Raw genomic sequence first — 24,647 nt, 5'->3', positions numbered from 1 at the left:
CTCGCCCACCCAGGCCAGGCACTGGCTGTAGGCGGTTTATCCCCGCCTGTGCGGGGAACAGGGCTAGTTGTATACCTCGTCGGTATTCAACATCGGTTTATCCCCGCCTGTGCGGGGAACAGAGCTTCATACCCCAAGCGGCCGCAGCTTCGGCCGGTTTATCCCCGCCTGTGCGGGGAACAGAGCTTCATACCCCAAGCGGCCGCAGCTTCGGCCGGTTTATCCCCGCCTGTGCGGGGAACAGACCGGCCGGCTTACCCACGTTCAGCGCGGTTTCGGTTTATCCCCGCCTGTGCGGGGAACAGACCGGCCGGCTTACCCACGTTCAGCGCGGTTTCGGTTTATCCCCGCCTGTGCGGGGAACAGACCGGCCGGCTTACCCACGTTCAGCGCGGTTTCGGTTTATCCCCGCCTGTGCGGGGAACAGACCGGCCGGCTTACCCACGTTCAGCGCGGTTTCGGTTTATCCCCGCCTGTGCGGGGAACAGCGTTACAAGGTGAAGCGCGATGACCGGATTATCGGTTTATCCCCGCCTGTGCGGGGAACAGCGTTACAAGGTGAAGCGCGATGACCGGATTATCGGTTTATCCCCGCCTGTGCGGGGAACAGATGGCAGCCAGCTGCGCGGCTGTCGCGCCTTCCGGTTTATCCCCGCCTGTGCGGGGAACAGGGGCAGCACGCCGCCTTTTTCGGTGACGCCGACGGTTTATCCCCGCCTGTGCGGGGAACAGGGGCCGCACGCCGCCTTTTTCGGTGACGCCGACGGTTTATCCCCGCCTGTGCGGGGAACAGTTTCTTCAGCAGGGGGAGCCAGCTCATTCCGGCGGTTTATCCCCGCCTGTGCGGGGAACAGAGACGCGATGTAGGCGTTCCGGTCAGTGCGATCGGTTTATCCCCGCCTGTGCGGGGAACAGCGTTACAAGGTGAAGCGCGATGACCGGATTATCGGTTTATCCCCGCCTGTGCGGGGAACAGTGCAACAGCATTTCCATCCCTCGTCGCCGTCGCGGTTTATCCCCGCCTGTGCGGGGAACAGTGCAACAGCATTTCCATCACTCGGCGCCGTCGCGGTTTATCCCCGCCTGTGCGGGGAACAGGTCGAAGGCGCACCGGCAAAACCGGTCAAAGTCCGGTTTATCCCCGCCTGTGCGGGGAACAGATCACGCGGGCGCCACGGCGCGGCACCAGATTCGGTTTATCCCCGCCTGTGCGGGGAACAGGTCGAAGGCGCACCGGCAAAACCGGTCAAAGTCCGGTTTATCCCCGCCTGGGCGGGGAACAGTGCCCTTGGACATCCAGCGCTCCGATTTCCGCCGGGCTATCCCCGCCTGTGCGGGGAACAGTGCCCTTGGACATCCAGCGCTCCGATTTCCGCCGGTTTATCCCCGCCTGTGCGGGGAACAGTCTAAATGTACATGATTGTTTTATAAGGGAAAATCGGGAGCGAGATTTTCCACCAAACATCCTGTACGAATTTTGACCGCATTTTTAAAGAGCATCTAACTCGTATCTCAGTGCAGTCAATGCTCTTTTGCAACCAAAGACAGGTTGCGAGCCCATTAGATTGGTTCGGTCGGTCGCTTAAAATCCACCACGCTATTTCGGAGTACCTCAAGAGGAGAGCGCTGATTCCTGCGGCACCTGCGAACCTCCACAACGGGCCTGCCCTGGTCGGTCACCACCACGGTTAAACCGGATTCCTCAATCTTACGAAACAACTCCGAGGCCCGGCTCTTGAACTGTGACTTTGTCACCTGTTGAACATCCATTGCTCTACTCACTCCTGTTTGTATCTCGACGCGTTACACGATACAGTTGAGCCGCATTGATAGGGGAAGTCAATGATTAAGAGTTTTCACCATAAGGGACTGAAGAAGTTTCTTTACCACCGGCAGCACAGTCGGTATTCAGGCAAACCATGCCCCGAAGCTCCGCCGCCAACTGGCCCGACTCAACGTCTGTGCGTCGCCGAAGGAGATGGATTCTCCAGGATGGGGTTTCACTCGCTGAAAGGTGCCTTAGCCGGTCATTACGCCGTCTCGATCAGTGGTAACTGGCGGCTAACCTTTAAATTCGAGGACGGCGACGCCATCCTCGTTGACTATCAGGACTACCATTAGGAGGTCACCATGGATATGTTCAATCCTCCCCACCCCGGAGAAACCCTGCGTGAGGATGTTCTTCCAGCCCTGGGCCTCAGCGTTACCGAGGCGGCCCGTCAGCTTGGCGTGTCCCGGGTGGCCTTATCTCGCGTCCTCAACGGCAAAGCAGCCGTTTCCATTGATCTGGCCCGGCGCCTTGAGATCTGGCTCGGCGGCCCGAAGCGTGGCGCCCGGGCAGAAACGTGGCTTCATGAGCAGATGCAGCACGATCTTTGGAAAGCCCGCCAGCAAGGGGAGCCCGAGGACATTCGCACTGCGGTATAGACGGTACCGGCACAAACAAAAAAGGCGAACCCTCGGGTTCGCCTTTTTAGTGCCCGGCAACGAGAACGCTGCCGGGCTCTTCTCAACGGTGTCGCTTAGAACTGGTAGTTCAACTGCGCGCCGATGATGTCGGCGTCCAGCTCGTAGGTACCGTCCAGTACCGCCGGGGCACGGCCGTCTTTATAGATGTCGGCGTCGTCCACGAAGATGTGGGCGTAGGCGACATCGATGCTGAGGTTATCCGTGGGGTTGAAGCCGGCACCGATGGTGGCCCAGATGCGGTCGGAGTCCGGCGAGATAGCAGAGCGGGTGTCGCTGCTCTGGGTGGACTCTTCCTTGGCCAGGCCGAAGCGCAGCACGGTGTCGTTCTGCAGGGTGTGACGCACGCCCGCGGAGTAGCGGGTGGTGTCTTCCCAGCCGAATTCCTCAATCGCGGGATTGGGAAGCGGAGCCGGGCCAGCATGGTCAATCACCAGCCGATCCAGGCTGCTCCAGTCGGTGCGCTCTACACCCAGCAGCAGCTGGGTACGGTCGGTCAAGTCACCCGCATAGGAGAGCTGCAGCACGGCGGGAAGGTCGAGACTGGTTTCACCGGCATACTGACCGGCCAGCGGACCGGCGGAAGCCGGTTTGAAGGTGATGTCGCCGTCAATGTCGTAGCTGATCTCGGAACGGTAGGCCACGCCGAAGTGGTTGGACTCGTCCGGGCTGTAGGTCAGGCCGACGTTCCAGCCGAAGGCGTCGTCGTCGCCTTCCAGGCGGGTGGCGGCGTTTTCGATGTCGGCGTCGATCTGCTGGTAGTTGACGCCGGCGCCGAGGCGCAGGTTGTCGGTGATCTGGATGCCGACCGCCGGGTTGATGTTGATGGTCTGAACATCGGAGGTCTGGGCGTAGAAGTCACCGGAGGCCGGTACGCCGGTCGGGGACAGGGCGTTACCCCAGTTGTCTTCGTATTCGATCTTGGTGCCGTAGGGGGCGTTGATGCCCAGGCCGAAGGTCACGCGGTCGTTGAACGGCAGGGCCAGGAAGGCGCTGCCGACGAACGGCTCCACGTCTTCGAAATCACCGGGGCCGGAGGCGCCGTTGGCTTCAAAGGTGGTGTCGATCCACACCTGGTGGGCGGCGATGGACACCTCGGCGGTGTTCAGGCCGGCCAGGGTGGCGGGGTTATACCATTGGTTGGTGGCGTCCTCGCTGAGTACGGCGGAGCCGGCATAGGCGGTGCCCATGGCGGATACGGACTGATAAGACACGCCAAAACCTGAAGCGGCGGCGGTACCGGATGCCAGTGACAGCACGGAACCGGCGATCAATGCGCCTCTTATTTTCATAATGTTCTCCATCAAATCGAGCCTAAAACGGTGCCCTGCCCCGTCATTCCGCTGGCGCGGGGCACCATAAATTTACCGGGTTTTACACCGGTGGCGTAAGAATAAACTCGCACCCCGGTAGGGAGAAGGCGGGGAATGTAAAACTGGTGGTTTTTGATCAAATAAAGGCGACCGGTCGGTCGCCTTTTTGGGAAGGCGGTGCCGCCCGCGGCCCCGGGGCGGGGCCGTGGGCGGCGCGGCATCAACCGGCCAGCAGGGCGCGGGCGATGATGGTTTTCATGATTTCGTTGGTGCCGCCGTAAATACGCTGTACACGGGCGTCGGCGTACATACGGGCGATCGGGTATTCCCACATGTAGCCGTAGCCGCCGTGCAGCTGCAGGCACTCGTCGATGATCTCGCACTGCAGGTCGGTGACCCAGTACTTGGCGCCGGCGGCGGTGGGGATGTCCAGCTCTTTCTTGAGGTGCATCTCCAGGCAGCGGTCGACGTAGGCGCGGGCCACGTCGAGCTTGGTGCGCAGCTCGGCGAGCTTGAACTGGGTGTTCTGGAAATCGGCGACGCGCTGGCCGAACGCCTTGCGCTCTTTCACGTAGTCGAGGGTGTGCTCAAAGGCGCTTTCCGCCATGGCCAGGCCGTTGATGGCGATGCCGAGGCGTTCCTGGGGCAGTTCCTGCATCAGATAGATGAAGCCCATGCCTTCGTCGCCGATCAGGTTTTCCGCCGGCACTTTCACGTCCTGGAAGAACAGCTCCGAGGTGTCCTGGGCTTTCATGCCCACTTTCTTCAGGTTCTTGCCTTTCTGGAAGCCTTCCATGCCCTCTTCGACGATCAGCAGGCTGGTGCCCTTGGCGCCTTTGCTGGGGTCGGTCTTGGCCACCACGATCACGATGTCGGCGTTCTGGCCGTTGGTGATGAAGGTCTTGGAGCCGTTGAGGATGTAGTGATCGCCGTCCTTCACGGCGTTGGTCTTAACGCCCTGCAGGTCGGAGCCGGCGCCCGGTTCGCTCATGGCGATGGCGCCGATCAGCTCGCCGCTTACCATCTTCGGCAACAGGCGCTGCTTCATTTCCTCGGAACCGTAGTGCTCGATGTAGGGCGCCACGATTTCGGTGTGCAGGCCCCAGCCGATGCCGGTCAGGCCGGCGCGGGAGATTTCCTCGCTGACCACCACGCTGTAGAGGAAGTCGGCGCCGATGCCGCCGTACTCTTCGCTCACCATGGGGCACAGGAAACCCTGCTCGCCGGCCTTGCGCCAGAGCGCCTTGGGCACCTGGCCGGTTTGTTCCCACTCTTCGTGATGGGGGACGGCTTCGTTTTCCAGGAACTTGCGGACGGTGTCGCGGAACGTCTCGTGGTCGGAACTGAACAGGGTACGGGGGATCATTGTGCTCTCCGGTTGACTCGAACTGGAGACAGAGTGTCTAGCCCCCGGGAACCGGGGGCAATGACCAAAACGCTCAGGCCAGGTGCTCTCGCGCTAGGTACTCCTGCGATTGCATCTCCAGCAGGCGCGAACGGGTGCGTTCGAACTCGAACTCCAGACGGCCGCCGGCGTAGAGGTCCTCGATCGGGGTCTCCGCGGCCACCACCAGCTTCACGCCGCGGTCATAGAATTCGTCGACCAGATTGATGAAGCGGCGCGCGCGGTCGTCGCTGCCGGCGCCCATGCGTTCCACGCCGGAGATCAGCACGGTGTGAAACTCCCGGGCGATTTCGATGTAGTCGTTCTGGCTGCGCGGACCGTCGCAGAGCGCCCGGAAGTCGAACCAGACCACGTCGTCGGTGGATTTCACCGTGGCGATCTTGCGCCCTTCCACCAGAATGTTGCCCTGGTCCCGGTGGCGGCCGTGGCCCGGCGCCAGCGCGGCGAAACGCTCGGCCATGAAGCGGTCCGCCTCGGCGCCCAGCGGGCAGTGGAACAGCTCCGCCTGCTCCAGCAGGCGCAGACGGTGGTCGTGGCCGCCGTCCACGTTCATTACCCGGGTATGCAGCTTGAGCGCTTCGATGGCGGGCAGGAAACGGGCGCGCTGCAGCCCGTCCTTGTACAGGCCGTCGGGCTCGATGTTGGAAGTGGTCACCAGGGTGACGCCCTGATCGAACAGGGTCTGCATCAGGGTGCCGAGAATCATGGCGTCGGTGATGTCGGTGACGAAGAACTCGTCGAAACAGAGCACCCGATAGCGGGCCGCGAATTCCCGGGCGATGCTGGTCAGCGGGTTTTTCTCGCCCTGCCGGTCGCGCAATTGGCGGTGCACTTTCTGCATGAAGCGGTGGAAGTGCATGCGCCGCTTTTCCTCGAACGGCAGGCACTCGAAGAATACGTCCATCAGGTAGGTCTTGCCGCGCCCCACGCCGCCCCACATATACAGGCCCTTGAAGGGCTGGCGCTTGCTCTTGCGCAGGCGCGCCAGCAGCCCCTTGGCGGGCCGGTCTTCAAGCAGGCGGTGGTACAGATGATCGAGCGCGCGAACCGCCTCTTCCTGGGCCGGGTCGCGCACGAATTCAGGGCGGGCCAGATCGGCCTGATACTTCTCGAGAGGCGTCATGATGTCCCGGGATGATGAACGGCGGGTCAATGTAGCGTTCCCGGGCACGGGTGACAAGACGGCCCGGGACGCGCCGGCTCAGGGGAGCCGCGAAGCGGCCACCTCGCGGAGATTGACCAGCTGGCCGTGGAAGAAGTGGCCGCTGTCCGGGAAGCGGATCAGATCCGGGGCCAGCGCGGTGCTTTCCGCCCAGCGGAACACTTTGTCCGCGGGCACCACCTCGTCGTCCTCGCCCTGTACCACGGTCACCGGGCAGCCCACCTTCTCGATGGTCTCGAAGCCGTAGTGATGCACCGGCGGGGCCACCAGGAACAGGGCCGCCGGCGCCTCGCCGTTGGCGGCCAGCACCTCGGCGCCGCGCGCCGCCACGAAGCTGCCGAACGAGAAGCCCGCCAGCCACAGCGGGGTGCCGGGGTACTTTTTGCTGAGCCAGCGGTGCACGGCGATCAGGTCTTCCACTTCGCCGATGCCGTCGCTGTAGGCGCCCTGGCTTTCACCGACGCCGCGGAAGTTGAAGCGCAGGGCGGCGGCGCCCGCGTCCCGGGCGGCGCGGATCAGGGTGGTCACCACTTTGTTATCCATGGTGCCGCCGAATTGGGGATGAGGGTGGCAGACGATGGCGATCATGGCAGGGTTCTCCGTTTCCCCTTCAAGCACCGCTTCCAGGGTGCCTTCCGGACCCTCCAGGGCCAGCCGGTCACGACTCATGGTTTCCTCCCGATACAATTTCCGGGCCGCTTTTCTTGGCGCGGCAACTAGGACTGTGCTGCAATGTGCTGGCTAAGGAGTATGACATGGATATGCTGACAACCCACCTGCTCTCTTTCCTCGCCGGCCTGGTGGCCGGCGCCGGTGTTTTATACTGGCTGCTGCCCGCGCGGCGCCAGGGCAGCCAACTGATTCGCGAGCGTGATGAAGCCCGCAACGCGCTTAATCACTACCGGGACCAGGTGGATCGCCACTTCCTGGAAACCGCCGATCTGGTCAACGACCTGACCCAGTCCTACCGGGCGGTGCATCAGCATCTGTCCCAGGGCGCCCACGGTCTGTGCAGCGAGGCGGGCCGGCGCAAGGCGGCGGCGAAGAACCTGGACGCGGCGTTCGAGCCGGACACCCCGGCTTCGCAACCGCTGGATTACGCACCCAAGGCCCAGGGCACGCTGTCCGAGGACTTCGGCCTGGGCAAGAAGAAGGCCGACGGGCCCTACAGCCCGGTGGGCCGGGACGAGGACGAGCCCGCCGCGGTGGTGGCGCCGCCGCGGGATTACGCGGATGTGGGCAGTGATGATGATGACAGTGATAAGCCGCGCTGAGAAGCGAGTTAAATAGGGCTCTGGGATCCTGCCGGCCGGCTTTGCCGGCCTTTCGCGGGCGGGGCCCGCTCCCACAGGGGCCGCTCCCACAGCGAAGCCATAAAAAAACCCGGCGTTGAGCCGGGTTTTTTATTTGCCTGAAGAGCGCGGGGCTTAGCGGGCCGAGTGGCCTTTCAGCTCCACCTTCACTTTTTCGTGTTCCTGCAGGCCCTGGTAGTAGTTGCGCAGCACTTCCAGCACTTCCGGGCGGCTGAAGTTGTCCGGCACGTCGCCGCCTTCGCTGAGCAGCTTGCGCAGCTTGGTGCCGCTGACCAGTACGCGGTCATCGGCGGTGTGCGGGCAGGTGCGCATGCTGGCCATGGTGCCGCACTTGTCGCACCAGAAGGTCCAGTCGATCTTCAGCGGCTGGGTGATCAGCGCGTCGTTGGGAATCTCGTCGAAGATGTGGTGGGCGTCGAACGGGCCGTAGTAGTCGCCCACGCCGGCGTGGTCACGGCCGACGATCAGGTGCGAGCAGCCGTAGTTTTGGCGGAACAGGGCGTGCAGCAGCGCCTCGCGGGGGCCGGCGTAACGCATGTCCAGCGGGTAGCCGGACTGCACCACGGTGTTCTCCACGAAGTAGTGCTCGACCAGGGTGCTGATCGCTTCCTGGCGCACTTCCGCCGGAATATCACCGGGCTTCAGGTTGCCCAGCAGCGAGTGCACCATCACGCCGTCGCAGATTTCGATGGCGATCTTGGCCAGGTGCTCGTGGGAGCGGTGCATCGGGTTGCGGGTCTGGAAGGCGGCGACGCTTTTCCAGCCGCGCTGTTCGAACATGGCGCGGGTTTCGGTGGGTGTCATGTAGATGCCCGCGTACTTCTCCGGGAAGTCGCCCTGGCTGAACACCTTCACCGGGCCGGCCAGGTTGACGTCGCCCTGGGCGAGCACCATTTTCACGCCCGGATGCTCTTCGTCGGTGGTCTTGAACACCTGCTGACACTCGTGCGTCTTGTCGATGGTGTACTTCTCGTTCACCAACATGGAGCCCATGATGTCGCCGTTACCGTCGACCAGCGCGACTTCCTCGCCTTCGGCCAGACTGTCGGCGGTGGCCTGGTCGGTGGACAGGGTGATCGGGATCGGCCAGAACACGCCGTTGGCCAGCGTCATGTTGTCGCACACACCCTGCCAGTCGGCTTTCCCCATGAAGCCGTCCAGCGGCGTGAAACCGCCGATGCCGAGCATGATCAGATCGCCGCGCTCGCGGGAACTGAGGGTGATTTTCGGCAGCGCACTGGCCGCGGCCAGCGCGCTTTCCCGTTCGGCGCCTTCCAGCAGCCGGATGTTCAGCGTTTCGCTGCCGTGGGGTTTCACCAATTGCGACATGTTCGCTCCCTAATGGTCGGTTGTGTCTGTGATGGCGGCGGATTATACCGGCCCGCGTCCGGGGCCCTCCACCGCTGCTAAGAACTTTCGGTTTGGTGCTTATAGCCGCAAGCTCTGCGCGTTACGCCCAGGGCACGCGCAACTTGACCGGCGCCGGCTCCAGTTCGATCTCGGCGGGCAGCCAGCCCACCGGGTCGCCGTCCGCCTGCACCGGCTCCAGGCCGGGCGCGGTGACGGTGACCTTCTCGGCGCTCAGCGAAGCGACACCGTCGACCCGCTCCATGCGCCCCACCACCAGCGCCGCCAGGCAGCGCAGCAGGAAGCCCAGGCCCGGGCGCTGGAACATCAACACCTGCAGGCTGCGCTTGGCCAGGCCCGCTTCGCGGCTGAGCACGAAGCTGCCGCCGTAGTAGCGGCCATTGGTGATCACCGCGGAAAAGCAGTCCAGCGGGCGGCCGTCCACGGTGATCCGGTACTGCACCTGACCGTAGCGGAACAGCTGGCGGATCATGCTGATCACATAGGCGAGCTTGCCCACCCGGCGCTTGAGAATCAGGTCCACCTGATCGACCACCCAGGCGTCGTAGCCGATGCCCGCCATCACCATGAAGCGGCGGCCGTTCAGCCGCGCCGGGGTGACGTTCAGGGTGCGGCCGTCGAGCACCACCTTGGCGGCGGCTTCCGGGCGGCGCGGAATCGACAACTCCCGGGACAGCACATTGGCGGTGCCGATCGGAAACAGCGCCAGCGCCACGCCCGGGTTGAGGCCGTTGATCACGTCGTTGGTGGTGCCGTCACCACCGGCCGCCACCACCACCTCGCCCTGATCGGCCAGGCCGCGCAGATAACGGGTGGCGTCGCCGGGCGCGCGGGTGTGGTAAAGCCGCACCTTGCCGCCGCCCTCTTCCAGCGCGCGCACGAAATGGCGCAGCCGCCGCTCCCTGCCGCCCCCGGCGGTAGGGTTGTAAATCACCGTGATGTTCATGCGTTCCCGTACTGCCGAAGAGATGCCGCCCTAGACCGGGTTATCGATATCGATGAAGGTATGTTCCAGCCCGTACTCATTGGCGAGCCACTCCCCCACCGCCTGCACCCCATAGCGCTCGGTGGCGTGGTGGCCGCAGGCGAAATAATGAATGCCGGTTTCGCGGGCGAAATGGGTGGTGGGCTCGGAAATCTCACCGCTCAAGTAGGCGTCCACGCCGAGCGCCTGGGCCTGTTCGATAAAGCCCTGGGCGGCGCCGGTGCACCAGGCCAGGGTTTCGATTTCGTCCTCGCCGTCGCCGATGTGCAGCGCCTCGCGCCCCAGCACCGACTCCACATGGACGGCGAAATCGCGCGCGCTCATCGGGTCGTCCAGACGCCCCACGTTGCCGATGGAGAGCGGGTTGCCCGCTTCCATGCCGCCTTCGACGCGCAGCCCCAGGCGACGCGCGAGTTGCGCATTGTTGCCCAATTGCGGGTGCGCATCCAGCGGCAGATGGTAGGCGAACAGGCTGATGTCGTGGCGCAGCAGGCTCTGCAGCCGCTGCTTTTTCATGCCACGAACGCGCTGGTCCTCGTTTTTCCAGAAGTAGCCGTGATGCACGAAGATGGCGTCCGCTTCTTCGACGATGGCCGCGTCGATCAGCGCCTGGCAGGCGGTGACGCCGGTCACCAGCCGCCGCACCTGCTCGCGGCCTTCCACCTGAAGCCCGTTGGGGCTGTAGTCACGGAATCGGTGAGGCTGCAGCTCGTCGTCGAGCACACGCAGCAAATGATCGCGTTTCAGCATGGAGGTCTCCCTGCTACTATTGCGCGCAGTCTACATGATTCGCGGGGGCGGAGGCTTGGATAAGTGTTAACAGGCCCGTTATTAAAACTGTTTCGATTTCTGGCGTTGCCGGTGGTCGCCGGCCTGGCCGTGGGCCTGTCGGTGCTGTGGTGGTACGAGCACGGGCCCGGCGCCCGCGACGCCGGCGCGCCGGCCACCGCCACGGCGCCCCGCGCGGACAGCTACTCGGACGCGGTGGCCCGGGCGGCGCCGGCGGTGGTCAACGTCTATACCACCCAGATCGTCACCCGCGGCGGCGAGCAGCTCAGCGACGACCCGCTGTTCAACCGCTTCATGGAGCGCCCGCGCCGCGAGCGCGCCCTGGCCAGCCTGGGCTCCGGGGTGCTGGTGTCCTCCGAAGGCTATGTGCTGACCAGCTACCATGTGATCCGCGACGCCGATGAGATCCTGGTGGCCCTGCGCGACGGCCGGGACGCCCCGGCGCGGGTGGTGGGCACCGACCCGGAAACCGATCTGGCGCTGCTGCAGATCGCCCTGGAAGACCTGCCGCAAATCGAACTGAACGGCCCGCAGCCGGTGAGCGTCGGCGACGTGGTGCTGGCCATCGGCAACCCGCTGGGCGTGGGCCAGACCGTGTCCATGGGCATCGTCAGCGCCACCGGCCGCACCCATCTGGGCATCGCCACCTTCGAGAATTTCATCCAGACCGACGCGGCCATCAACCGGGGCAACTCCGGCGGCGCGCTGATCAACACCCGTGGTCATCTGATCGGCATCAACACCGCCATTCTGTCCTCGGACGGCAACTGGCAGGGCATCGGCTTCGCCACCCCGGCGTCGATCGCCAGCGAGGTGATGTCCGACCTGATCGAACACGGCCGGGTGATCCGCGGCTACCTGGGCGTCACCGTCCAGGACATCAACCCCACCCTGGCGGAAACCTTCGGCATGGACGACGTGGTCGGCGGCGTGGTCACCGAGGTGGTGTCCGGCAGCCCGGCCCAGGACGCCGGCCTGCAAGCCGGCGACGTGCTGATCGGCATCGACGGCAACACCATGAAGGACGGCTACGAAGCGATGAACCGCATCGCCGGCACCGAACCGGGCACCAAGCTGACCCTCAACGTGCGGCGCAACACCCAGGAGCTGGAGCTGGACGTGACCATCGGCACGCGCCCACCGGCAAACGAATAATCGTAGGAGCGGGCCTAGCCCGCGAAAGGGTGGCTTATAGCCACCCGGCGGGATACCAGAGGCCTATCTAACAGCGGCACAAACAGCGTCTCTGGGATCCTGCCGGGAGCTTCGCTCCCTTTCGCGGGCAGGGCCCGCTCCTACAGGATTTCTTCCAGGGCTTCGGTGAGCTCCCGATTCTGATCGGGGCGCCCCACCGTTATCCGCAAGTGGTCCTGGATGCGTTCGGGTTTGCCGAAGTGGCGGACGATGATGCCGCGCTCGCGCAGCGCCGCCGCCAGGTCGGCGCCGGGGCGGGTGGCGTGGCGGCAGAACAGGAAGTTGGCCGCCGAGGGCAGCACCTGGAAGTGCATCGTTTCCAGCGCGTGGCGCAGGGTTTCGCGCTCCTCGATGACCAGCTCGCGGCCGCGCTGGAAAAAATCCTCGTCCTCGAAGGCGGCCTTGCCGGCGGCGATCGCCAGCCGGTCCAGCGGGTAGGAATTGAAGCTGTTCTTGATCCGCTCCAGCCCGTCGATCAGCTCAGGATGGCCCACCGCGAAGCCGATGCGCACGCCGGCCAGTGACCGGGACTTGGACAGCGTCTGGGTGACCAGCAGGTTGGGGTAGCGGTCCACCAGGGCGATGGCGGTGTCGCCGCCGAAATCCACGTAGGCTTCGTCGATCACCACCACCGACTCCGGGTTGGCGGCCAGCACGGCTTCAATGGCGTCCAGCGGCAGCAGCCGGCCGGTGGGCGCGTTCGGGTTGGGGAAGATAATGCCGCCGTTGGGGGCGGTGTAGTCGGCCGGATCGATGGCCAGGTCGTCGTCCAGCGGCACCGGCCGGTAATCAATGTCGTAGAGCCCGCAGTACACCTTATAAAAGCTGTAGGTGATGTCCGGGAACAGCAGCGGCCGGTCCTGCTTGAACAGACCAAAGAAGATGTGCGCCAGCACCTCATCGGAACCGTTGCCGACGAACACCTGGGCGCGGCTGACGCCGTGGTAGGCGGCGATGGCGTCCTTGAGCTCAGTGGCGTCCGGGTCCGGATACAGGCGCAGGCGGTCGTCGGCGGCCGCACGGATCGCCTCGATCACCCTGGGCGAGGGGCCCAGCGGGTGCTCGTTGGTGTTGAGCTTCACCAGCCGCGCCATTTTCGGCTGCTCGCCGGGCACGTAGGGCTCCAGGTCGCGGACGAAGGGGCTCCAGAATCGGCTCATAGCGGCTTCTTGATCCTCATTTCGGCGCTGCGGGCGTGGGCGGTGAGGCTCTCCGCGCGGGACAGCACCGAGGCGATTTTACCCAGCTCGCTGGCGCCCTCCGGCGAGCAGCCGATCAACGAGCTGCGCTTCTGGAAGTCGTACACGCCCAGCGGCGACGAGAACCGCGAGGTGGCGCTGGTGGGCAGCACGTGGTTGGGCCCGGCGCAGTAATCACCGAGCGCCTCCGGGGTGTGGCGGCCCAGGAAGATGGCGCCGGCGTGGCGCACTTTCTTCGCCCAGACCTCGGCGTCATCCAGGGACAGCTCCAGGTGCTCCGGGCAGACGCGGTTGACCACCTCCATGGCCTGATCCAGGTCGTCCACCTGAATCAGGGCGCCACGGTTGGCCATCGAGGTGCGGATCACGGTTTCCCGCTCCAGGGTCGGCGCCAGGCGCTCCATGGCCTCTTCCACCCGGGCGAGGAAATCCGCGTCCGGGCTGACCAGAATGGATTGCGCCTCTTCGTCGTGCTCGGCCTGGGAGAACAGGTCCATGGCGATCCAGTCCGGATCGGTCTTGCCGTCGCAGACCACCAGAATCTCCGACGGGCCGGCGATCATGTCGATGCCCACCTTGCCGAACACCTGGCGCTTGGCCTCGGCCACGTAGATGTTGCCGGGGCCGACGATCTTGTCCACCGCCGGCACCGTTTCGGTGCCGAACGCCAGCGCCCCCACCGCCTGGGCGCCGCCCAGGGTGAAGAAACGCTCCACGCCGGCCACCGCCGCCGCCGCCAGCACCATGTCGTTGAGCTCGCCGTCCGGCGCCGGGCTGACCATGACGATTTCGGCCACGCCGGCGACCCGGGCGGGCAGCGCGTTCATCAGCACCGAGCTGGGGTAGGCGGCCTTGCCGCCGGGCACGTAGATGCCGGCGCGGTCCAGCGGGGTCACCTGCTGGCCCAGCAGGGTGCCGTGGGCGTCGCGGTAGTGCCAGGAATCCTGCTTCTGACGGGCGTGGTAATCGCTGACCCGTTCGGCGGCCGCTTCCAGGGCCTGGCGCTGCTCGGCGGGCAGACGCTCAAGAGCCGCTTCCAGCTGCGCCCGCTCCACGGTCAGATCCGCCATGGACGCGGCGTCGCGGCGGTCGAAGCGGTTGGTGTACTCCACCACCGCGGCGTCGCCCCGGCCGGCCACGTCACGCAGGATACCGCGCACCCGCTCGCCCACTTCCTCATCGCGCTCTTCGCTCCAGGCGGTGAGCGCCATCAGGCGGGGAACGAAATCCGCGTCGTTGGCGTTTAAACGGTTGGTCTTCATGCTGTTTCCCGGCGTTGCTCCACGGCTTGCTCGAGTTTATCAAGAATCGCCTGAATCGCGGCGTGACGGGTCTTCATGCTGGCCCGGTTGACCACCACCCGGGAGGAAATGTCGTCGGCGATGGTTTCGGTGGGCTCCAGGCCGTTGGCGCGCAGCGTGTTGCCGGTGTCGACGATGTCCACGATGCGGTCCGCCAGCCCCACCAGCGGCGCCAGTTCCATGGCGCCGTAGAGCTTGATGATCTCCGCCTGCTTGCCCTGCTGGGCGAAATACTGGCGCGCCACGTTGACGAACTTGGTGGCCACCCGCAGGCGCCCGCTCACCGGCGGCGCGTCCTTGAGCGCGGCCACCATCAGCTTGCAGCGGGCGATTTCCAGATCGAGCGGCTCGAAGATGCCTTCGGCGCCGTTTTCCATCAGCACGTCCTTGCCGGCCACGCCCATATCGGCGCCGCCGTGCTGCACATAGGGCGGCACGTCGGTGGCGCGGATGATGATGATCTGCACGTCATCGCGGGTGGTGTCGAAGATCAGCTTGCGGGACGCGGACGGGTCCTCCAGCAGCTCGATACCGGCGTGCTTGAGCAGCGGCAGCGTCTCGTCAAGTATGCGGCCCTTGGAGAGGGCGATAATCAGCGGTTTTTCGGACATGTCGGTTTCCATCGGCGCCACGCTTCAGCCGGGTACGCGCCGAATCACGGCGCCCAGCGATTGCAGTTTTTCCTCGATGCACTCGTACCCCCGGTCGATATGGTAGATACGCTGCACGGTGGTGTCGCCCTCGGCGACCAGGGCGGCGATCACCAGCGACGCCGAGGCGCGCAGGTCGGTGGCCATCACCGGCGCGCCGGTGAGGCTGGCCACGCCGCGGCAGATGGCGGTGTTGCCCTGCACTTCGATGTCGGCGCCCATGCGGTTCATTTCCTGCACGTGCATGAAACGGTTCTCGAACACCGTCTCGACAATGGTGCCGGTGCCTTCCGCCACCGTGTTCAGGGCGGTGAACTGGGCCTGCATGTCGGTGGGCATGGCCGGGTACGGCGCGGTGCGCAGGTTCACCGACTTGGGCCGGCGGCCTTCCATGTCCAGGCTGATCCAGTTGTCGCCGGTCTCGATCTTGGCGCCGGCTTCCTTGAGCTTGTGCAGCACCGCGTCGAGCAGGCTCGGGTCGGTGTCCTTGCACTTGATGCGGCCGCCGGTGATGGCGGCGGCGATCAGATAGGTGCCGGTTTCGATGCGGTCGGCGATCACGTCATGGTGGCAGCCGCCCAGCTTGGGCACGCCTTCCACGGTGATGGTGTCGGTGCCGGCGCCGCTCACCTTGCCGCCCATGCGGTTGATGAAGTTGGCCAGGTCCACCACTTCCGGCTCGCGGGCGGCGTTTTCCAGCACCGTGGTGCCGTCCGCCAGTGCCGCCGCCATCAGCAGGTTTTCGGTGCCGGTCACGGTGACCGTGTCCATCACGATGCGCGCGCCCTTCAGGCGGCCGTTGGATTTGGCGTGCACGTAGCCGTTGGCCACCACGATCTCCGCGCCCATGGCCTCCAGGCCGCGCAGGTGGATGTCCACCGGCCGCGAGCCGATCGCGCAACCGCCGGGCAGCGACACCGAGGCCTCGCCGAAGTGGGCCACCATCGGCCCCAGCACCAGGATCGAGGCGCGCATGGTTTTAACCAGCTCGTAGGGCGCGGTGAGCTCCTGGATGGTGGTGGGGTTCACCTCCACGTTGAGCTTGTCGTCGATCACCACGTGCACGCCCATGCGGCCGAGCAGCTCGATCAGGGTGGTCACGTCCTGCAGGTGGGGCAGATTGCCCACCGTGACCGGCTCCCCGGCCAGCAGGGTGGCGGCCAGAATCGGCAGCGATGAGTTCTTGGAACCGGAAATGCGGATTTCGCCGTCGAGACGCCGACCGCCAGTGATGATCAATTTGTCCATGGAGCTTCCTACGCGGAAAAGACGGTACGGTCAGGCAAGGCCCATTTTCTGGGCTTTTTCCCATTCGGCACGGGTAAAGGTCTTGATCGAGACGGCATGAATGGAGTTATCGGCGATCTGCGGGTTGATGCAGCTGTACACGAGCTGCTGTTTCTTCACCGGCATCAGGCCTTCGAAGGCATCGGATATCACGCGGATCAGAAAGCGGTCGCCTTCCCCTTCCACGGCCACATCGGCATCCTCGAAACCGGCTTCCACCAGCGCCTTCACGTCTTCCGATTTCATGATCACTCCTCGTTTCAATGAACGGGTAATGATACGCGAGGGCGCGGTGGCTTGTCATTGTGACGGCCGGCCATCCGGGGGCCGGCCGCCCGGTGGCGGGGTCAGGCGCCGCTGCCGGTCTCCACGTCCACTTTCTCTTCCAGGTCGGCGCTTTCCGCGGACCAGCTGTCGATCACCTTGTCCAGGTCACCGAGCTGCTGCATGGACTGGGCGAACTGGGCCCGGTAGACGTCGCGCAGATCCAGGCCGTTGACGTAGACATTGACCACCTTCCACTGGTCATCGGACTGGAACAGGGTGAAGAACACCGGAATCACCTTGCCGTCGTTGGTGGTGCCTTCCAGCCGCACCCGGGCGTAGTTGCCCTTGCGGTCCTCCTCGCGCATCGGCAGCACGCGGATTTCCTGGCCCTGGTAAAGGGTCACGCCGGAGGCGTAGGTGTTGATCAGGCTGTTCTTGAACACTTCCAGGAACTCGTACTTCTGGTCCCGGCTGGCCTGGTCGAAGTGCTCGCCCATCACCATGCGGGTGATGCGCTTGAAATCCACCAGCGGCACCAGCTCCTCGCGGACCAGCTCACGGGCGTAGCTTTCGTCCTTTTCCAGCCGCTCGCGCTCGGCGTCGATACGGCTGGTCATCCGCTCCACGGTCTCCTGGACCAGATCTCGAGGGTCCTGGGCGGCCTGGGCGAAGCCCGCCGAGACCAGCATAAGCAGCGCCAGCGTGGCCGCGAAGCCTTGTTTGAAGATCATACGTCACTCCCTGTCGTGTCTGAGGATGTTCGTTTCTACGGCCTTGGTCCCGACCTGTCCAGCCAAGGCCTCTACGAAGCACGTTTTGTGCGAGCGGGCCCCGCCCGCGAAAGGCAAGCAGAGCTTGCCGGCGGGATACCAGAGACCTAATCAATTGGAACATCCGAACGCTTAAGGGTTCCAAGGGCAGTCAGCGGCGCTTCGGCCAGTGTATAATCTCCGCCAGCGAGGAGACACGAATCATTATGAGTCATAACCACATCGCCACCGCCCGCCGTGTTCTGGACGTGGAAGCGCGCGCCGTGGCCGCGCTCGGCGAGCGCGTCAGCGACACCTTCGAGCAGGCCTGCGAGCTGCTGCTGGCCTGCAAGGGCCGGGTGATCGTGACCGGCATGGGCAAAAGCGGCCATATCGGCAGCAAGCTGGCGGCCACCCTGGCGAGCACCGGCACCCCGTCGTTCTTCGTCCACCCCGGCGAGGCGTCCCACGGCGACCTGGGCATGATCACCACCGAGGACGCGGTGCTGGCGCTGTCCAATTCCGGCGAAACCGGCGAAATCCTCACCATTATTCCGGTGATCAAGCGCAAGGGCGCGGTGCTGATCAGCATGACCGGCCGCCCTTCGTCGTCCCTGGCGCAGCTCTCCGACGTGCATCTCGACGTGGGCGTGGAAGAAGAGGCCTGCCCGCACAACCTGGCGCCCACCACCTCCACCACCGCCGCGCTGGCTATGGGCGACGCCCTTGCCATCGCCCTGCTCGAGGCGCGCGGCTTCACCGCCGAGGACTTCGCCCTCAGCCATCCGGGCGGCAGCCTGGGCCGGCGCCTGCTGCTCAAGGTCGACGACATCATGCACGCGGAAGAGCGCCTGCCACGGGTCAACCGCGACGCCAGCCTGTCCGACGCCCTGCTGGAAATGACCCGCAAGGGCCTGGGCATGACCACGGTGGTGGACGACGACGGCCGCCTGATCGGCATCTTCACCGACGGCGATTTGCGCCGCACCCTGGAAAAGGGCCTGGATATCCGCCAGGCCGGCATCGCCGACGTGATGTCGCCGCGCCCGGTGACCATGCCGCCCGGGCACCTGGCCGCCGAGGCCCTGCAAATCATGGAGACGCGCAAGATCAACGGCCTGGTGGTGTGTGACGCCGACCAGCGCCCGGTGGGCGCCCTCAACACCCAGGACCTGCTGCGCGCGGGGGTGATGTAGTGACCTTGCTGGTGTCCAGCGCCGACGCGCGCAACCTGAAACTGATGGCCTTCGACGTGGACGGCGTGCTCACCGACGGCCGCCTCTATTACGGCCCCGACGGCGAAGCGCTCAAGGTGTTCAACACCCTGGACGGTCACGGCCTCAAGAAACTGGCCGCCAGCGGCGTCACCCTGGCGCTGATCACCGGCCGCGACACGCCCATGGTGGCCCGCCGCGCCACCGAGCTGGGCATTCAGCACGTGATCCAGGGCCGCGAGGATAAGGGCGTGGCGCTGGCCGACCTGGCCGCCTCGCTGGGCGTGACCGCCCGCGAAACCGGCTACGCCGGCGACGATGAACCGGACGTGCCGGCCCTGCAGTGGGCGCAGATCGCCTTCGCACCGTCCAGCGGCCACGACTGCGCGCGGGCGGCGGCCGACCACGTGACCCGCAACCGAGGCGGCGAAGGCGCGGTGCGCGAGATCTGCGACGCCCTTCTCGAACACCGGGGTGACGCGTGAAACGCCAGGGCCTGCTTAGCGCCTCCGGCATCCTGCTGCTGGGGCTGATCGTGCTGATGACCCTGCACGAGTGGGACAACCCTCTGGAAGAAGACCGCGAGGCGTTTCTCAACGCGCCGATGATCATCGCCGACCGGATCGTCGCCAAAGCCTACGACGAAGAGGACGGCCGGGTGCAATACCGCCTGGTGGCGGATCATCTCGAGCAGTACGAACGGGACGCGCTCACCACCCTCACCGAACCGGTGTTGCGCATGGACAACAGTAACGGCCTGTGGACGATCCAGTCCCGCCGTGGTGAAGTGCGCGACAACGGTGACCTGATTGTCTTCACGGACCAGGTGGAAGCGCGCAGCGAAAGCAACGGCGTCACCCTGGACACCGAGGAACTGCAGTACCACAACGACACCAACCGTGTGGTCTCCCCCGGCGAGCTCGCCATGCGCCACCGCGACGGCCGCACCCGCGCCGGCGCCATGGAAAGCGATCTGACCAGCGGCGAAATGACACTCAAGCAAGGAGTGGTAAGTGAATTCACAGGCAGCACGGAATAGGTCCGCCCTGGGCAAGGCTCTGCTGGCTCTGGCGTTGACCGCGCTGACCGCCGGCGCCGCCGCCCAGCAGCCCACCGGCCCGGTGGAGGTGAGCGCCGATGAGGCCACCTTCGAACAGAGCGCCGGCACCGGCGTGTATCGCGGCAACGCCGAGCTGATCCAGGGCAAGCGGCGCCTGAACGCGGATGTGATCCGCCTGTTCACCGAGAACAATGAACTGACGCGGGTGGAAGCCACCGGGTCGCCGGTGCGCATGGTGGAAGGCAAGGAATTGAACGCCCGCGCCGACAAGCTGGTCTACGACCTGGCGCAGCGCAGCCTGGTGCTCACCGGCAACGCCCGCGTCACCCACCAGGGCAACACCTTCGAAGGCGCCAAGGTGGAGTACAACCTGGATTCGCGCCGCGTGGACGCCAGCAGCGAAGGCGACAAGCGGGTACGCCTGGTGATCCCGGCCAAGAACGCCGAGCAGGCCAGCGAGGACGCCGAGCCGGAGGAGCAGGACAACGGCGAACCGGCCCAGGACGCCCCGGCCGCGCAACCCGATAATGCGGAGACCCCCTGAGATGGCACATCTGAGCGCCCATAATCTGGCCAAGAGCTATAAGAGCACCCGCGTCATCGAGGACGTCTCCCTGGAAGTGGAAGCCGGCCAGATCGTCGGCCTGCTGGGCCCCAACGGCGCCGGCAAGACCACCTGCTTCTATATGATCGTGGGCCTGGTGGCCGCCGACGCCGGCCGTATCGAGATCAACGGCAACGACATCACCCACCTGCCGATGCACGGCCGGGCCAAACGCGGCATCGGCTACCTGCCCCAGGAGGCGAGCATCTTCCGCCGCCTCACCGTGGAGCAGAACATCATGGCGATCCTGGAAACGCGCAAAAGCCTGAGCAAGGCGGAGCGCAAGGAGCAGCTGGAGAAACTGCTGCAGGAATTCCATATCGACCATATTCGCGACAGCATGGGCATGAGCCTGTCCGGCGGCGAGCGCCGGCGCGCGGAGATCGCCCGGGGCCTGGCCACGGACCCGGATTTTATTCTGCTGGATGAGCCCTTCGCCGGGGTCGACCCGATCTCCGTGAACGACATCAAGAGCATCATCCGCCACCTCAAGGACCGCGGCATCGGCGTGCTGATCACCGACCACAACGTCCGCGAGACCCTGGATATCTGCGACACCGCCTATATCGTCAGCACCGGCCATATCATCGCCGACGGCGACGCCGACACCATTCTCGGCAACCAGCAGGTGCGCGACGTCTACCTGGGCGCCGACTTCCGGCTTTAGTAGCGACAAAAGTGGCGGCGACCGCCGCCGCTGCCTTGCGCACCGCCCAAACCCTTGCATATAGTGGACGCCTTCCCGCCGCACTGCCCTACACCCTTCCGCCGGACAAAACAATAGCTGGCATGATTATTGCTTAATTTCGATTGATGCTGCTATGCTCCAACCCTCGGGATCGAGCAACCAGACACGCAGCATGAAACCCTCCTTACAGCTTCAAATCGGCCAGCAGCTGACCATGACGCCCCAGCTGCAGCAGGCAATCCGCCTGCTGCAGCTGTCGACGCTGGACCTGCGCCTGGAGATCCAGCAGGCGGTGGAGACCAACCCGCTGCTGGAAATGGAGGAAGGCGCCGAGGATTTCAGCGCCGATGACGGCGAGTACGACGCCGACGCGGACCTGGACGTGGAGCGCAGCGACGCCCTGGAAGACCTGGTGGACGGCCCGGTGGAGACCGACAGCGACTGGGACGACCTCTACGTGGGCCAGAGCAGCCCCGGCGGCGAGAGCGAGGACGCCGACGCCTGGCAGCAGCGCCACGCCAACCCCGACACCCTGATCAGCCACATGGAGTGGCAGCTCAACCTGACGCCGATGAGTGACCGGGACCGGGTGATCGCCCAGATCATCATTGAAGCCCTGGACGAGCGCGGCTTCGTCACCGTGCCCCTGGAAGACCTGGTCACCACCGCCAATAACGAAATCGCCGACCCGGACGACCCGGTGGAAGACGATGAAGTGGTGGCGGTATTGCACCGGCTGCAGCAGTTCGACCCGGTGGGCGTGGCCAGCCGCGACCTGGCCGAGTGCCTGGGCGTGCAGCTGGCCCAGCTGCCCGAGGACACCCCGCATCTGGACCACGCCCGGGCGGTGCTGGCGCACCAGACGCTGCTGGAAAAACACGATTACGCCGGCCTGCGGCGCGCCCTGGGCGCCACCGAGGAGGCCCTGCTCGCGGCCATGGCCCTGCTGCGCGGCCTGGACCCGGCCCCGGGCCAGCAGATCGGCGGCGAGAGCGCCGATTACGCGGTCCCCGACGTGGTGGTCAGCGCCCACAAGGGCGGCTGGCGGGTGGCGCTCAACGAGGCGGTGCTGCCGCGCGTCAATCTTCACGCCCAGTACGCACAGATGGCCCGCCAGGTGGGCGGCGAGGACGGCCAGTACCTGCGTAACTGCATGCAGGAGGCCAAATGGTTCCTGAAAAGCCTGCAAAGCCGCCACGACACCCTGCTGAAAGTGGCCAGCCGCATCGTCGAGGTGCAGCAGGACTTCTTCAACTACGGTGAAGAGGCGATGAAACCGCTGGTCCTGGCGGACATCGCCGAGGCCGTGGGCATGCACGAGTCCACCATCAGCCGGGTCACCAACCAGAAATTCATGCTCACGCCCAAGGGCGTGTTCGAGCTGAAATATTTCTTCTCAAGTCACGTCGACACGGACGGCGGCGGTGAGTGTTCCTCCACCGCCATTCGTGCCATCATTAAGAAGCTGGTCGCCGCCGAGAGTCCTCGCAAGCCGCTCAGCGACAACAAGCTGGCGAGCTTGCTGAATGATCAGGGGATCAAGGTGGCGCGCCGCACGGTCGCCAAATATCGCGAGGCGATGCGCATCCCGTCCTCGAGCGCCCGCAAGCGTTTGGTGTAGGCGCGCGGAGGATGGGTCTTAACGAGGTATAGGAGCCAGCCATGCAAATAAACATCAGTGGTCACCACCTGGATATCACCGACGCCCTGCGTGACTATGTGGACGAAAAGTTCGCCAAACTGGAGCGCCATTTTGATCAGATCACCAGCATTCAGGTGATCCTGTCTCCGGAGCCCAAATCCCACAAGGCCGAATCCACCATCCACATCTCCGGCGCCGACGTGTTCGCCACCGCCCACGCGGACGACATGTACGCGGCCATTGATGCGCTGACCAACAAGCTGGACCGGCAAATCCTCAAACACAAAGAGAAGACGGTGGACCGTAAACACGGTCATTAACCCTATGCGAGTACGTGAATTGCTCAGCGAAGACCGCACCTATAACGACGTGTCGGTCACCAGTAAAAAACGGTTGCTCGATCAGATCGCCCAGCTGGCCGCGGCCAGCTGCGGCGGCCTCAACGAGCAGGAAGTGTTCGACGCCCTGGTGGCCCGGGAAAAACTCGGGTCCACCGGCATCGGCGAGGGCATCGCCATTCCCCACTGCCGGCTGGGCCACTGCGAGGGCGCGGTGGGCCTGCTGTTGAAACTGGAAGACGCGGTGGACTTCGACGCCGTCGACGGGCGCCCGGTGGATCTGGTGTTCGTGCTGCTGGTGCCGGAGCAGAACCCGGAACAGCACCTCAAGACACTCAGCCATCTGGCCAGCCTGTTCAACGACGATGACTACCGCAGCGACCTGCGACGGGCCCACAGCAACCAGCAGTTGTTCCAGGTGGCGGTGGAATCGGAAGCGGAACTACGCCTCGCGTCCTAGCCCTTACCGGTTGCCCCCTTATGAAGCTCACCATTCTCAGCGGCCGCTCCGGGTCGGGTAAAACCACCGCCCTGCAGGCCCTGGAGGACCACGGTTACTATTGCGTGGACAATCTGCCCCTGGGGCTGTTGCCCACCCTCACGGAACAGCTCGACACCGAGGAACACGCCCCCGAGCGGGTGGCGGTGGGCGTGGACGCGCGCAACCTGCCCCGCCAGCTGCTGGCGTTCAAAAGCATCATCAAGGCACTGAAAAACCAGCAGGTGGAGACCGAGGTGATCTTCCTCGACGCCGACCCGGGCACCCTGCTGGAGCGCTTCAGCGCCACCCGCCGCCGCCACCCGCTGAGCGACGACGACCGCACCCTGGCCGACGCGATTGAGTACGAAGCGCATCTGCTGGCCGACATCCGCATGCTCGCCGACCTGGTGATCGACACCAGCAGCCTGGACGTGCACACGCTGCGCAACCTGATCCGGCAACGGGTGGCCCGCCGCGACGTCAATCTGTCGCTGCTGATCGAATCCTTCGGCTATAAAAACGGCCTGCCCCGCGACGCCGACCTGGTGTTCGACGTGCGCGCCCTGCCCAACCCGCACTGGCACAACGAGCTGCGGCCGCTGACCGGCCGCGACGAGCGCATCGCCGAATTCCTGCGCGGGCACCCGGAGAGCGAGCTGATGCTGGAAGACATTTTCCACTTTCTGAACCGCTGGCTGCCCACCTACGCGGCCAACGACCGCAGCTATGTGACGGTGGCCGTGGGCTGCACCGGCGGCCGTCATCGTTCGGTCTATATCACCGAGCAGCTGGCCCACCGGCTGCGTAACCAGGGCGTGCCCTTGCACGTTCGCCACCGGGAGCTGGATGGATGATTGAACAGGACCTGGCCATCACCAACAAGCTGGGCCTGCACGCACGCGCCGCCGCCAAGGTGGTCAGCGTGGCTTCGCGCTACAGCTGCAGTATTCAGGTGATTCACGGAGAACGCCGCATCGACGCCAAGAGCATCATGGGGCTGCTCACGCTGGGCGCCGCCAAAGGCACCACCCTGCGGGTGTGCGTGGACGGCGAGGACGAACAACCGGCCATGGACGAACTCACCGATCTGTTCCAGCGCAAGTTCGACGAAGGCGAGTAGGCCGCTTTTTTAAAGCTTTGATCCTCCGGTAATGCGCGGTGGTGTAAACTGG

Annotated in this window: 27 protein-coding genes and 1 CRISPR repeat array (1 of these 28 running past the window's edge); of the genes, 14 read left to right on the top strand and 13 right to left on the bottom strand. The window is 65.0% G+C overall.

Annotated features, from left to right (window positions below):
* Positions 1-1,405: a CRISPR direct-repeat array (repeat unit 29 nt; unit sequence CGGTTTATCCCCGCCTGTGCGGGGAACAG) (it extends 1,818 nt beyond the left edge of the window).
* A gap of 437 nt (positions 1,406-1,842) precedes the next feature.
* Together ISO4_RS02835 and ISO4_RS02830 are read left to right on the top strand one after the other, a co-directional pair.
* Positions 1,843-2,121, top strand: a complete 279-nt coding sequence (locus tag ISO4_RS02835) for a type II toxin-antitoxin system RelE/ParE family toxin (RefSeq protein ID WP_228547873.1) — start codon at positions 1,843-1,845, stop codon at positions 2,119-2,121.
* A 9-nt stretch (positions 2,122-2,130) separates the two neighbouring features.
* A complete protein-coding gene (locus tag ISO4_RS02830; RefSeq protein WP_194855070.1) occupies positions 2,131-2,427 on the top strand; it encodes a HigA family addiction module antitoxin in 297 nt (98 codons plus the stop codon).
* 95 nt (positions 2,428-2,522) lie between these two features.
* Here the strand turns inward: ISO4_RS02830 and ISO4_RS02825 are convergent, their stop codons facing one another.
* The 4 genes from ISO4_RS02825 to ISO4_RS02810 all read right to left on the bottom strand — a co-directional run bounded on the left by ISO4_RS02825 (position 2,523) and on the right by ISO4_RS02810 (position 7,015).
* Positions 2,523-3,758 (bottom strand): OmpP1/FadL family transporter, encoded by a 1,236-nt coding sequence (locus tag ISO4_RS02825; RefSeq protein ID WP_194855069.1) that lies wholly within the window; start codon positions 3,756-3,758, stop codon positions 2,523-2,525.
* Between the two features lie 241 nt (positions 3,759-3,999).
* A complete protein-coding gene (locus ISO4_RS02820; protein ID WP_142948896.1) occupies positions 4,000-5,145 on the bottom strand; it encodes an acyl-CoA dehydrogenase family protein in 1,146 nt (381 codons plus the stop codon).
* A gap of 73 nt (positions 5,146-5,218) precedes the next feature.
* The gene (zapE, locus tag ISO4_RS02815) at positions 5,219-6,307 is read right to left on the bottom strand and encodes a cell division protein ZapE (RefSeq protein ID WP_142948897.1); all 1,089 of its coding nucleotides are present in this window, start codon (positions 6,305-6,307) and stop codon (positions 5,219-5,221) included.
* A 78-nt stretch (positions 6,308-6,385) separates the two neighbouring features.
* Positions 6,386-7,015, bottom strand: a complete 630-nt coding sequence (locus ISO4_RS02810; RefSeq protein ID WP_194855068.1) for an alpha/beta hydrolase — start codon at positions 7,013-7,015, stop codon at positions 6,386-6,388.
* Positions 7,016-7,101: 86 nt separating this feature from the next.
* Here ISO4_RS02810 and ISO4_RS02805 point away from each other — a divergent pair, with 86 nt between their 5' ends.
* Positions 7,102-7,620: a YhcB family protein gene (locus tag ISO4_RS02805; protein WP_142948900.1), complete on the top strand. Its 519-nt coding sequence runs from the start codon at positions 7,102-7,104 to the stop codon at positions 7,618-7,620.
* A 153-nt stretch (positions 7,621-7,773) separates the two neighbouring features.
* Here ISO4_RS02805 and sat read toward each other — a convergent pair whose 3' ends face one another.
* The 3 genes from sat to ISO4_RS02790 form a co-directional block, all read right to left on the bottom strand.
* Positions 7,774-8,988, bottom strand: a complete 1,215-nt coding sequence (gene sat, locus ISO4_RS02800; protein WP_194855067.1) for a sulfate adenylyltransferase — start codon at positions 8,986-8,988, stop codon at positions 7,774-7,776.
* A gap of 121 nt (positions 8,989-9,109) precedes the next feature.
* On the bottom strand, positions 9,110-9,973 hold the full coding sequence (locus ISO4_RS02795) for a diacylglycerol/lipid kinase family protein (protein ID WP_194855066.1): 864 nt from the start codon (positions 9,971-9,973) through the stop codon (positions 9,110-9,112).
* A gap of 30 nt (positions 9,974-10,003) precedes the next feature.
* On the bottom strand, positions 10,004-10,762 hold the full coding sequence (locus ISO4_RS02790; RefSeq protein WP_323745326.1) for a Nif3-like dinuclear metal center hexameric protein: 759 nt from the start codon (positions 10,760-10,762) through the stop codon (positions 10,004-10,006).
* A gap of 63 nt (positions 10,763-10,825) precedes the next feature.
* Between ISO4_RS02790 and ISO4_RS02785 the strand changes: the two genes are divergently transcribed.
* A complete protein-coding gene (locus tag ISO4_RS02785) occupies positions 10,826-11,956 on the top strand; it encodes a S1C family serine protease (protein WP_194855065.1) in 1,131 nt (376 codons plus the stop codon).
* A gap of 140 nt (positions 11,957-12,096) precedes the next feature.
* Here ISO4_RS02785 and hisC read toward each other — a convergent pair whose 3' ends face one another.
* From hisC to ISO4_RS02755, 6 genes are all read right to left on the bottom strand, one after another.
* Entirely contained in the window at positions 12,097-13,155 is a 1,059-nt protein-coding gene (gene hisC / locus ISO4_RS02780; RefSeq protein ID WP_194855064.1) for a histidinol-phosphate transaminase, read from the bottom strand.
* Positions 13,152-14,456 (bottom strand): histidinol dehydrogenase, encoded by a 1,305-nt coding sequence (gene hisD, locus ISO4_RS02775; RefSeq protein WP_194855063.1) that lies wholly within the window; start codon positions 14,454-14,456, stop codon positions 13,152-13,154. The genes hisC and hisD overlap by 4 nt, the downstream gene beginning before the upstream one ends.
* Positions 14,453-15,106 carry an ATP phosphoribosyltransferase gene (gene hisG / locus ISO4_RS02770; protein ID WP_142948909.1) on the bottom strand — a complete coding sequence of 218 codons (654 nt, stop codon included), beginning with the start codon at positions 15,104-15,106 and terminating at the stop codon, positions 14,453-14,455. Before hisG ends, hisD begins: the two co-directional genes overlap by 4 nt.
* Positions 15,107-15,130: 24 nt before the next feature.
* Positions 15,131-16,393, bottom strand: coding sequence for a UDP-N-acetylglucosamine 1-carboxyvinyltransferase (gene murA / locus ISO4_RS02765; RefSeq protein ID WP_194855062.1), 1,263 nt, complete (start codon positions 16,391-16,393; stop codon positions 15,131-15,133).
* Between the two features lie 30 nt (positions 16,394-16,423).
* A complete protein-coding gene (locus tag ISO4_RS02760; protein WP_067605985.1) occupies positions 16,424-16,678 on the bottom strand; it encodes a BolA family protein in 255 nt (84 codons plus the stop codon).
* A 101-nt stretch (positions 16,679-16,779) separates the two neighbouring features.
* Positions 16,780-17,430 (bottom strand): MlaC/ttg2D family ABC transporter substrate-binding protein, encoded by a 651-nt coding sequence (locus ISO4_RS02755; RefSeq protein ID WP_194855061.1) that lies wholly within the window; start codon positions 17,428-17,430, stop codon positions 16,780-16,782.
* A 245-nt stretch (positions 17,431-17,675) separates the two neighbouring features.
* Between ISO4_RS02755 and ISO4_RS02750 the strand changes: the two genes are divergently transcribed.
* From ISO4_RS02750 to ISO4_RS02705, 10 genes are all read left to right on the top strand, one after another.
* Positions 17,676-18,644 (top strand): KpsF/GutQ family sugar-phosphate isomerase, encoded by a 969-nt coding sequence (locus ISO4_RS02750; RefSeq protein ID WP_194855060.1) that lies wholly within the window; start codon positions 17,676-17,678, stop codon positions 18,642-18,644.
* Positions 18,644-19,147 (top strand): KdsC family phosphatase, encoded by a 504-nt coding sequence (locus ISO4_RS02745; protein WP_456151255.1) that lies wholly within the window; start codon positions 18,644-18,646, stop codon positions 19,145-19,147. The genes ISO4_RS02750 and ISO4_RS02745 overlap by 1 nt, the downstream gene beginning before the upstream one ends.
* Positions 19,144-19,701, top strand: coding sequence for an LPS export ABC transporter periplasmic protein LptC (gene lptC, locus ISO4_RS02740; RefSeq protein WP_194855059.1), 558 nt, complete (start codon positions 19,144-19,146; stop codon positions 19,699-19,701). Before ISO4_RS02745 ends, lptC begins: the two co-directional genes overlap by 4 nt.
* The gene (gene lptA, locus ISO4_RS02735) at positions 19,676-20,266 is read left to right on the top strand and encodes a lipopolysaccharide transport periplasmic protein LptA (protein WP_323745325.1); all 591 of its coding nucleotides are present in this window, start codon (positions 19,676-19,678) and stop codon (positions 20,264-20,266) included. The genes lptC and lptA overlap by 26 nt, the downstream gene beginning before the upstream one ends.
* A 1-nt stretch (position 20,267) precedes the next feature.
* Complete coding sequence (gene lptB, locus ISO4_RS02730; protein ID WP_142948916.1) at positions 20,268-20,993, top strand: LPS export ABC transporter ATP-binding protein; 726 nt, start codon at positions 20,268-20,270, stop codon at positions 20,991-20,993.
* A gap of 193 nt (positions 20,994-21,186) precedes the next feature.
* Positions 21,187-22,635 (top strand): RNA polymerase factor sigma-54, encoded by a 1,449-nt coding sequence (locus tag ISO4_RS02725; protein ID WP_194855058.1) that lies wholly within the window; start codon positions 21,187-21,189, stop codon positions 22,633-22,635.
* A gap of 41 nt (positions 22,636-22,676) precedes the next feature.
* Positions 22,677-22,976, top strand: coding sequence for a ribosome hibernation-promoting factor, HPF/YfiA family (gene hpf / locus ISO4_RS02720; protein WP_142948920.1), 300 nt, complete (start codon positions 22,677-22,679; stop codon positions 22,974-22,976).
* Between the two features lie 4 nt (positions 22,977-22,980).
* Complete coding sequence (gene ptsN, locus ISO4_RS02715) at positions 22,981-23,454, top strand: PTS IIA-like nitrogen regulatory protein PtsN (protein WP_142948922.1); 474 nt, start codon at positions 22,981-22,983, stop codon at positions 23,452-23,454.
* A 20-nt stretch (positions 23,455-23,474) separates the two neighbouring features.
* On the top strand, positions 23,475-24,329 hold the full coding sequence (rapZ, locus tag ISO4_RS02710) for an RNase adapter RapZ (RefSeq protein ID WP_142948924.1): 855 nt from the start codon (positions 23,475-23,477) through the stop codon (positions 24,327-24,329).
* Positions 24,326-24,595: an HPr family phosphocarrier protein gene (locus ISO4_RS02705; RefSeq protein WP_067610995.1), complete on the top strand. Its 270-nt coding sequence runs from the start codon at positions 24,326-24,328 to the stop codon at positions 24,593-24,595. Before rapZ ends, ISO4_RS02705 begins: the two co-directional genes overlap by 4 nt.
* The last annotated feature ends 52 nt before the right edge of the window (positions 24,596-24,647 follow it).

The organism is Alloalcanivorax venustensis ISO4 (assembly GCF_015356855.1).
GTDB lineage: Bacteria > Pseudomonadota > Gammaproteobacteria > Pseudomonadales > Alcanivoracaceae > Alloalcanivorax > Alloalcanivorax venustensis.
This window is presented reverse-complemented; position numbering and strand designations above follow the sequence as displayed.

Bases quoted from the DNA above. Each gene is read 5' to 3' on its own strand.
- ISO4_RS02835 (WP_228547873.1), top strand. From the start codon at position 1,843: ATGATTAAGAGTTTTCACCATAAGGGACTGAAGAAGTTTCTTTACCAC.
- ISO4_RS02830 (WP_194855070.1), top strand. From the start codon at position 2,131: ATGGATATGTTCAATCCTCCCCACCCCGGAGAAACCCTGCGTGAGGAT.
- ISO4_RS02825 (WP_194855069.1), bottom strand. From the start codon at position 3,758: ATGAAAATAAGAGGCGCATTGATCGCCGGTTCCGTGCTGTCACTGGCA.
- ISO4_RS02820 (WP_142948896.1), bottom strand. From the start codon at position 5,145: ATGATCCCCCGTACCCTGTTCAGTTCCGACCACGAGACGTTCCGCGAC.
- zapE (WP_142948897.1), bottom strand. From the start codon at position 6,307: ATGACGCCTCTCGAGAAGTATCAGGCCGATCTGGCCCGCCCTGAATTC.
- ISO4_RS02810 (WP_194855068.1), bottom strand. From the start codon at position 7,015: ATGAGTCGTGACCGGCTGGCCCTGGAGGGTCCGGAAGGCACCCTGGAA.
- ISO4_RS02805 (WP_142948900.1), top strand. From the start codon at position 7,102: ATGGATATGCTGACAACCCACCTGCTCTCTTTCCTCGCCGGCCTGGTG.
- sat (WP_194855067.1), bottom strand. From the start codon at position 8,988: ATGTCGCAATTGGTGAAACCCCACGGCAGCGAAACGCTGAACATCCGG.
- ISO4_RS02795 (WP_194855066.1), bottom strand. From the start codon at position 9,973: ATGAACATCACGGTGATTTACAACCCTACCGCCGGGGGCGGCAGGGAG.
- ISO4_RS02790 (WP_323745326.1), bottom strand. From the start codon at position 10,762: ATGCTGAAACGCGATCATTTGCTGCGTGTGCTCGACGACGAGCTGCAG.
- hisC (WP_194855064.1), bottom strand. From the start codon at position 13,155: ATGAGCCGATTCTGGAGCCCCTTCGTCCGCGACCTGGAGCCCTACGTG.
- hisD (WP_194855063.1), bottom strand. From the start codon at position 14,456: ATGAAGACCAACCGTTTAAACGCCAACGACGCGGATTTCGTTCCCCGC.
- hisG (WP_142948909.1), bottom strand. From the start codon at position 15,106: ATGTCCGAAAAACCGCTGATTATCGCCCTCTCCAAGGGCCGCATACTT.
- murA (WP_194855062.1), bottom strand. From the start codon at position 16,393: ATGGACAAATTGATCATCACTGGCGGTCGGCGTCTCGACGGCGAAATC.
- ISO4_RS02760 (WP_067605985.1), bottom strand. From the start codon at position 16,678: ATGAAATCGGAAGACGTGAAGGCGCTGGTGGAAGCCGGTTTCGAGGAT.
- ISO4_RS02755 (WP_194855061.1), bottom strand. From the start codon at position 17,430: ATGATCTTCAAACAAGGCTTCGCGGCCACGCTGGCGCTGCTTATGCTG.
- ISO4_RS02750 (WP_194855060.1), top strand. From the start codon at position 17,676: ATGAGTCATAACCACATCGCCACCGCCCGCCGTGTTCTGGACGTGGAA.
- lptB (WP_142948916.1), top strand. From the start codon at position 20,268: ATGGCACATCTGAGCGCCCATAATCTGGCCAAGAGCTATAAGAGCACC.
- ISO4_RS02725 (WP_194855058.1), top strand. From the start codon at position 21,187: ATGAAACCCTCCTTACAGCTTCAAATCGGCCAGCAGCTGACCATGACG.
- hpf (WP_142948920.1), top strand. From the start codon at position 22,677: ATGCAAATAAACATCAGTGGTCACCACCTGGATATCACCGACGCCCTG.
- ptsN (WP_142948922.1), top strand. From the start codon at position 22,981: ATGCGAGTACGTGAATTGCTCAGCGAAGACCGCACCTATAACGACGTG.
- rapZ (WP_142948924.1), top strand. From the start codon at position 23,475: ATGAAGCTCACCATTCTCAGCGGCCGCTCCGGGTCGGGTAAAACCACC.
- ISO4_RS02705 (WP_067610995.1), top strand. From the start codon at position 24,326: ATGATTGAACAGGACCTGGCCATCACCAACAAGCTGGGCCTGCACGCA.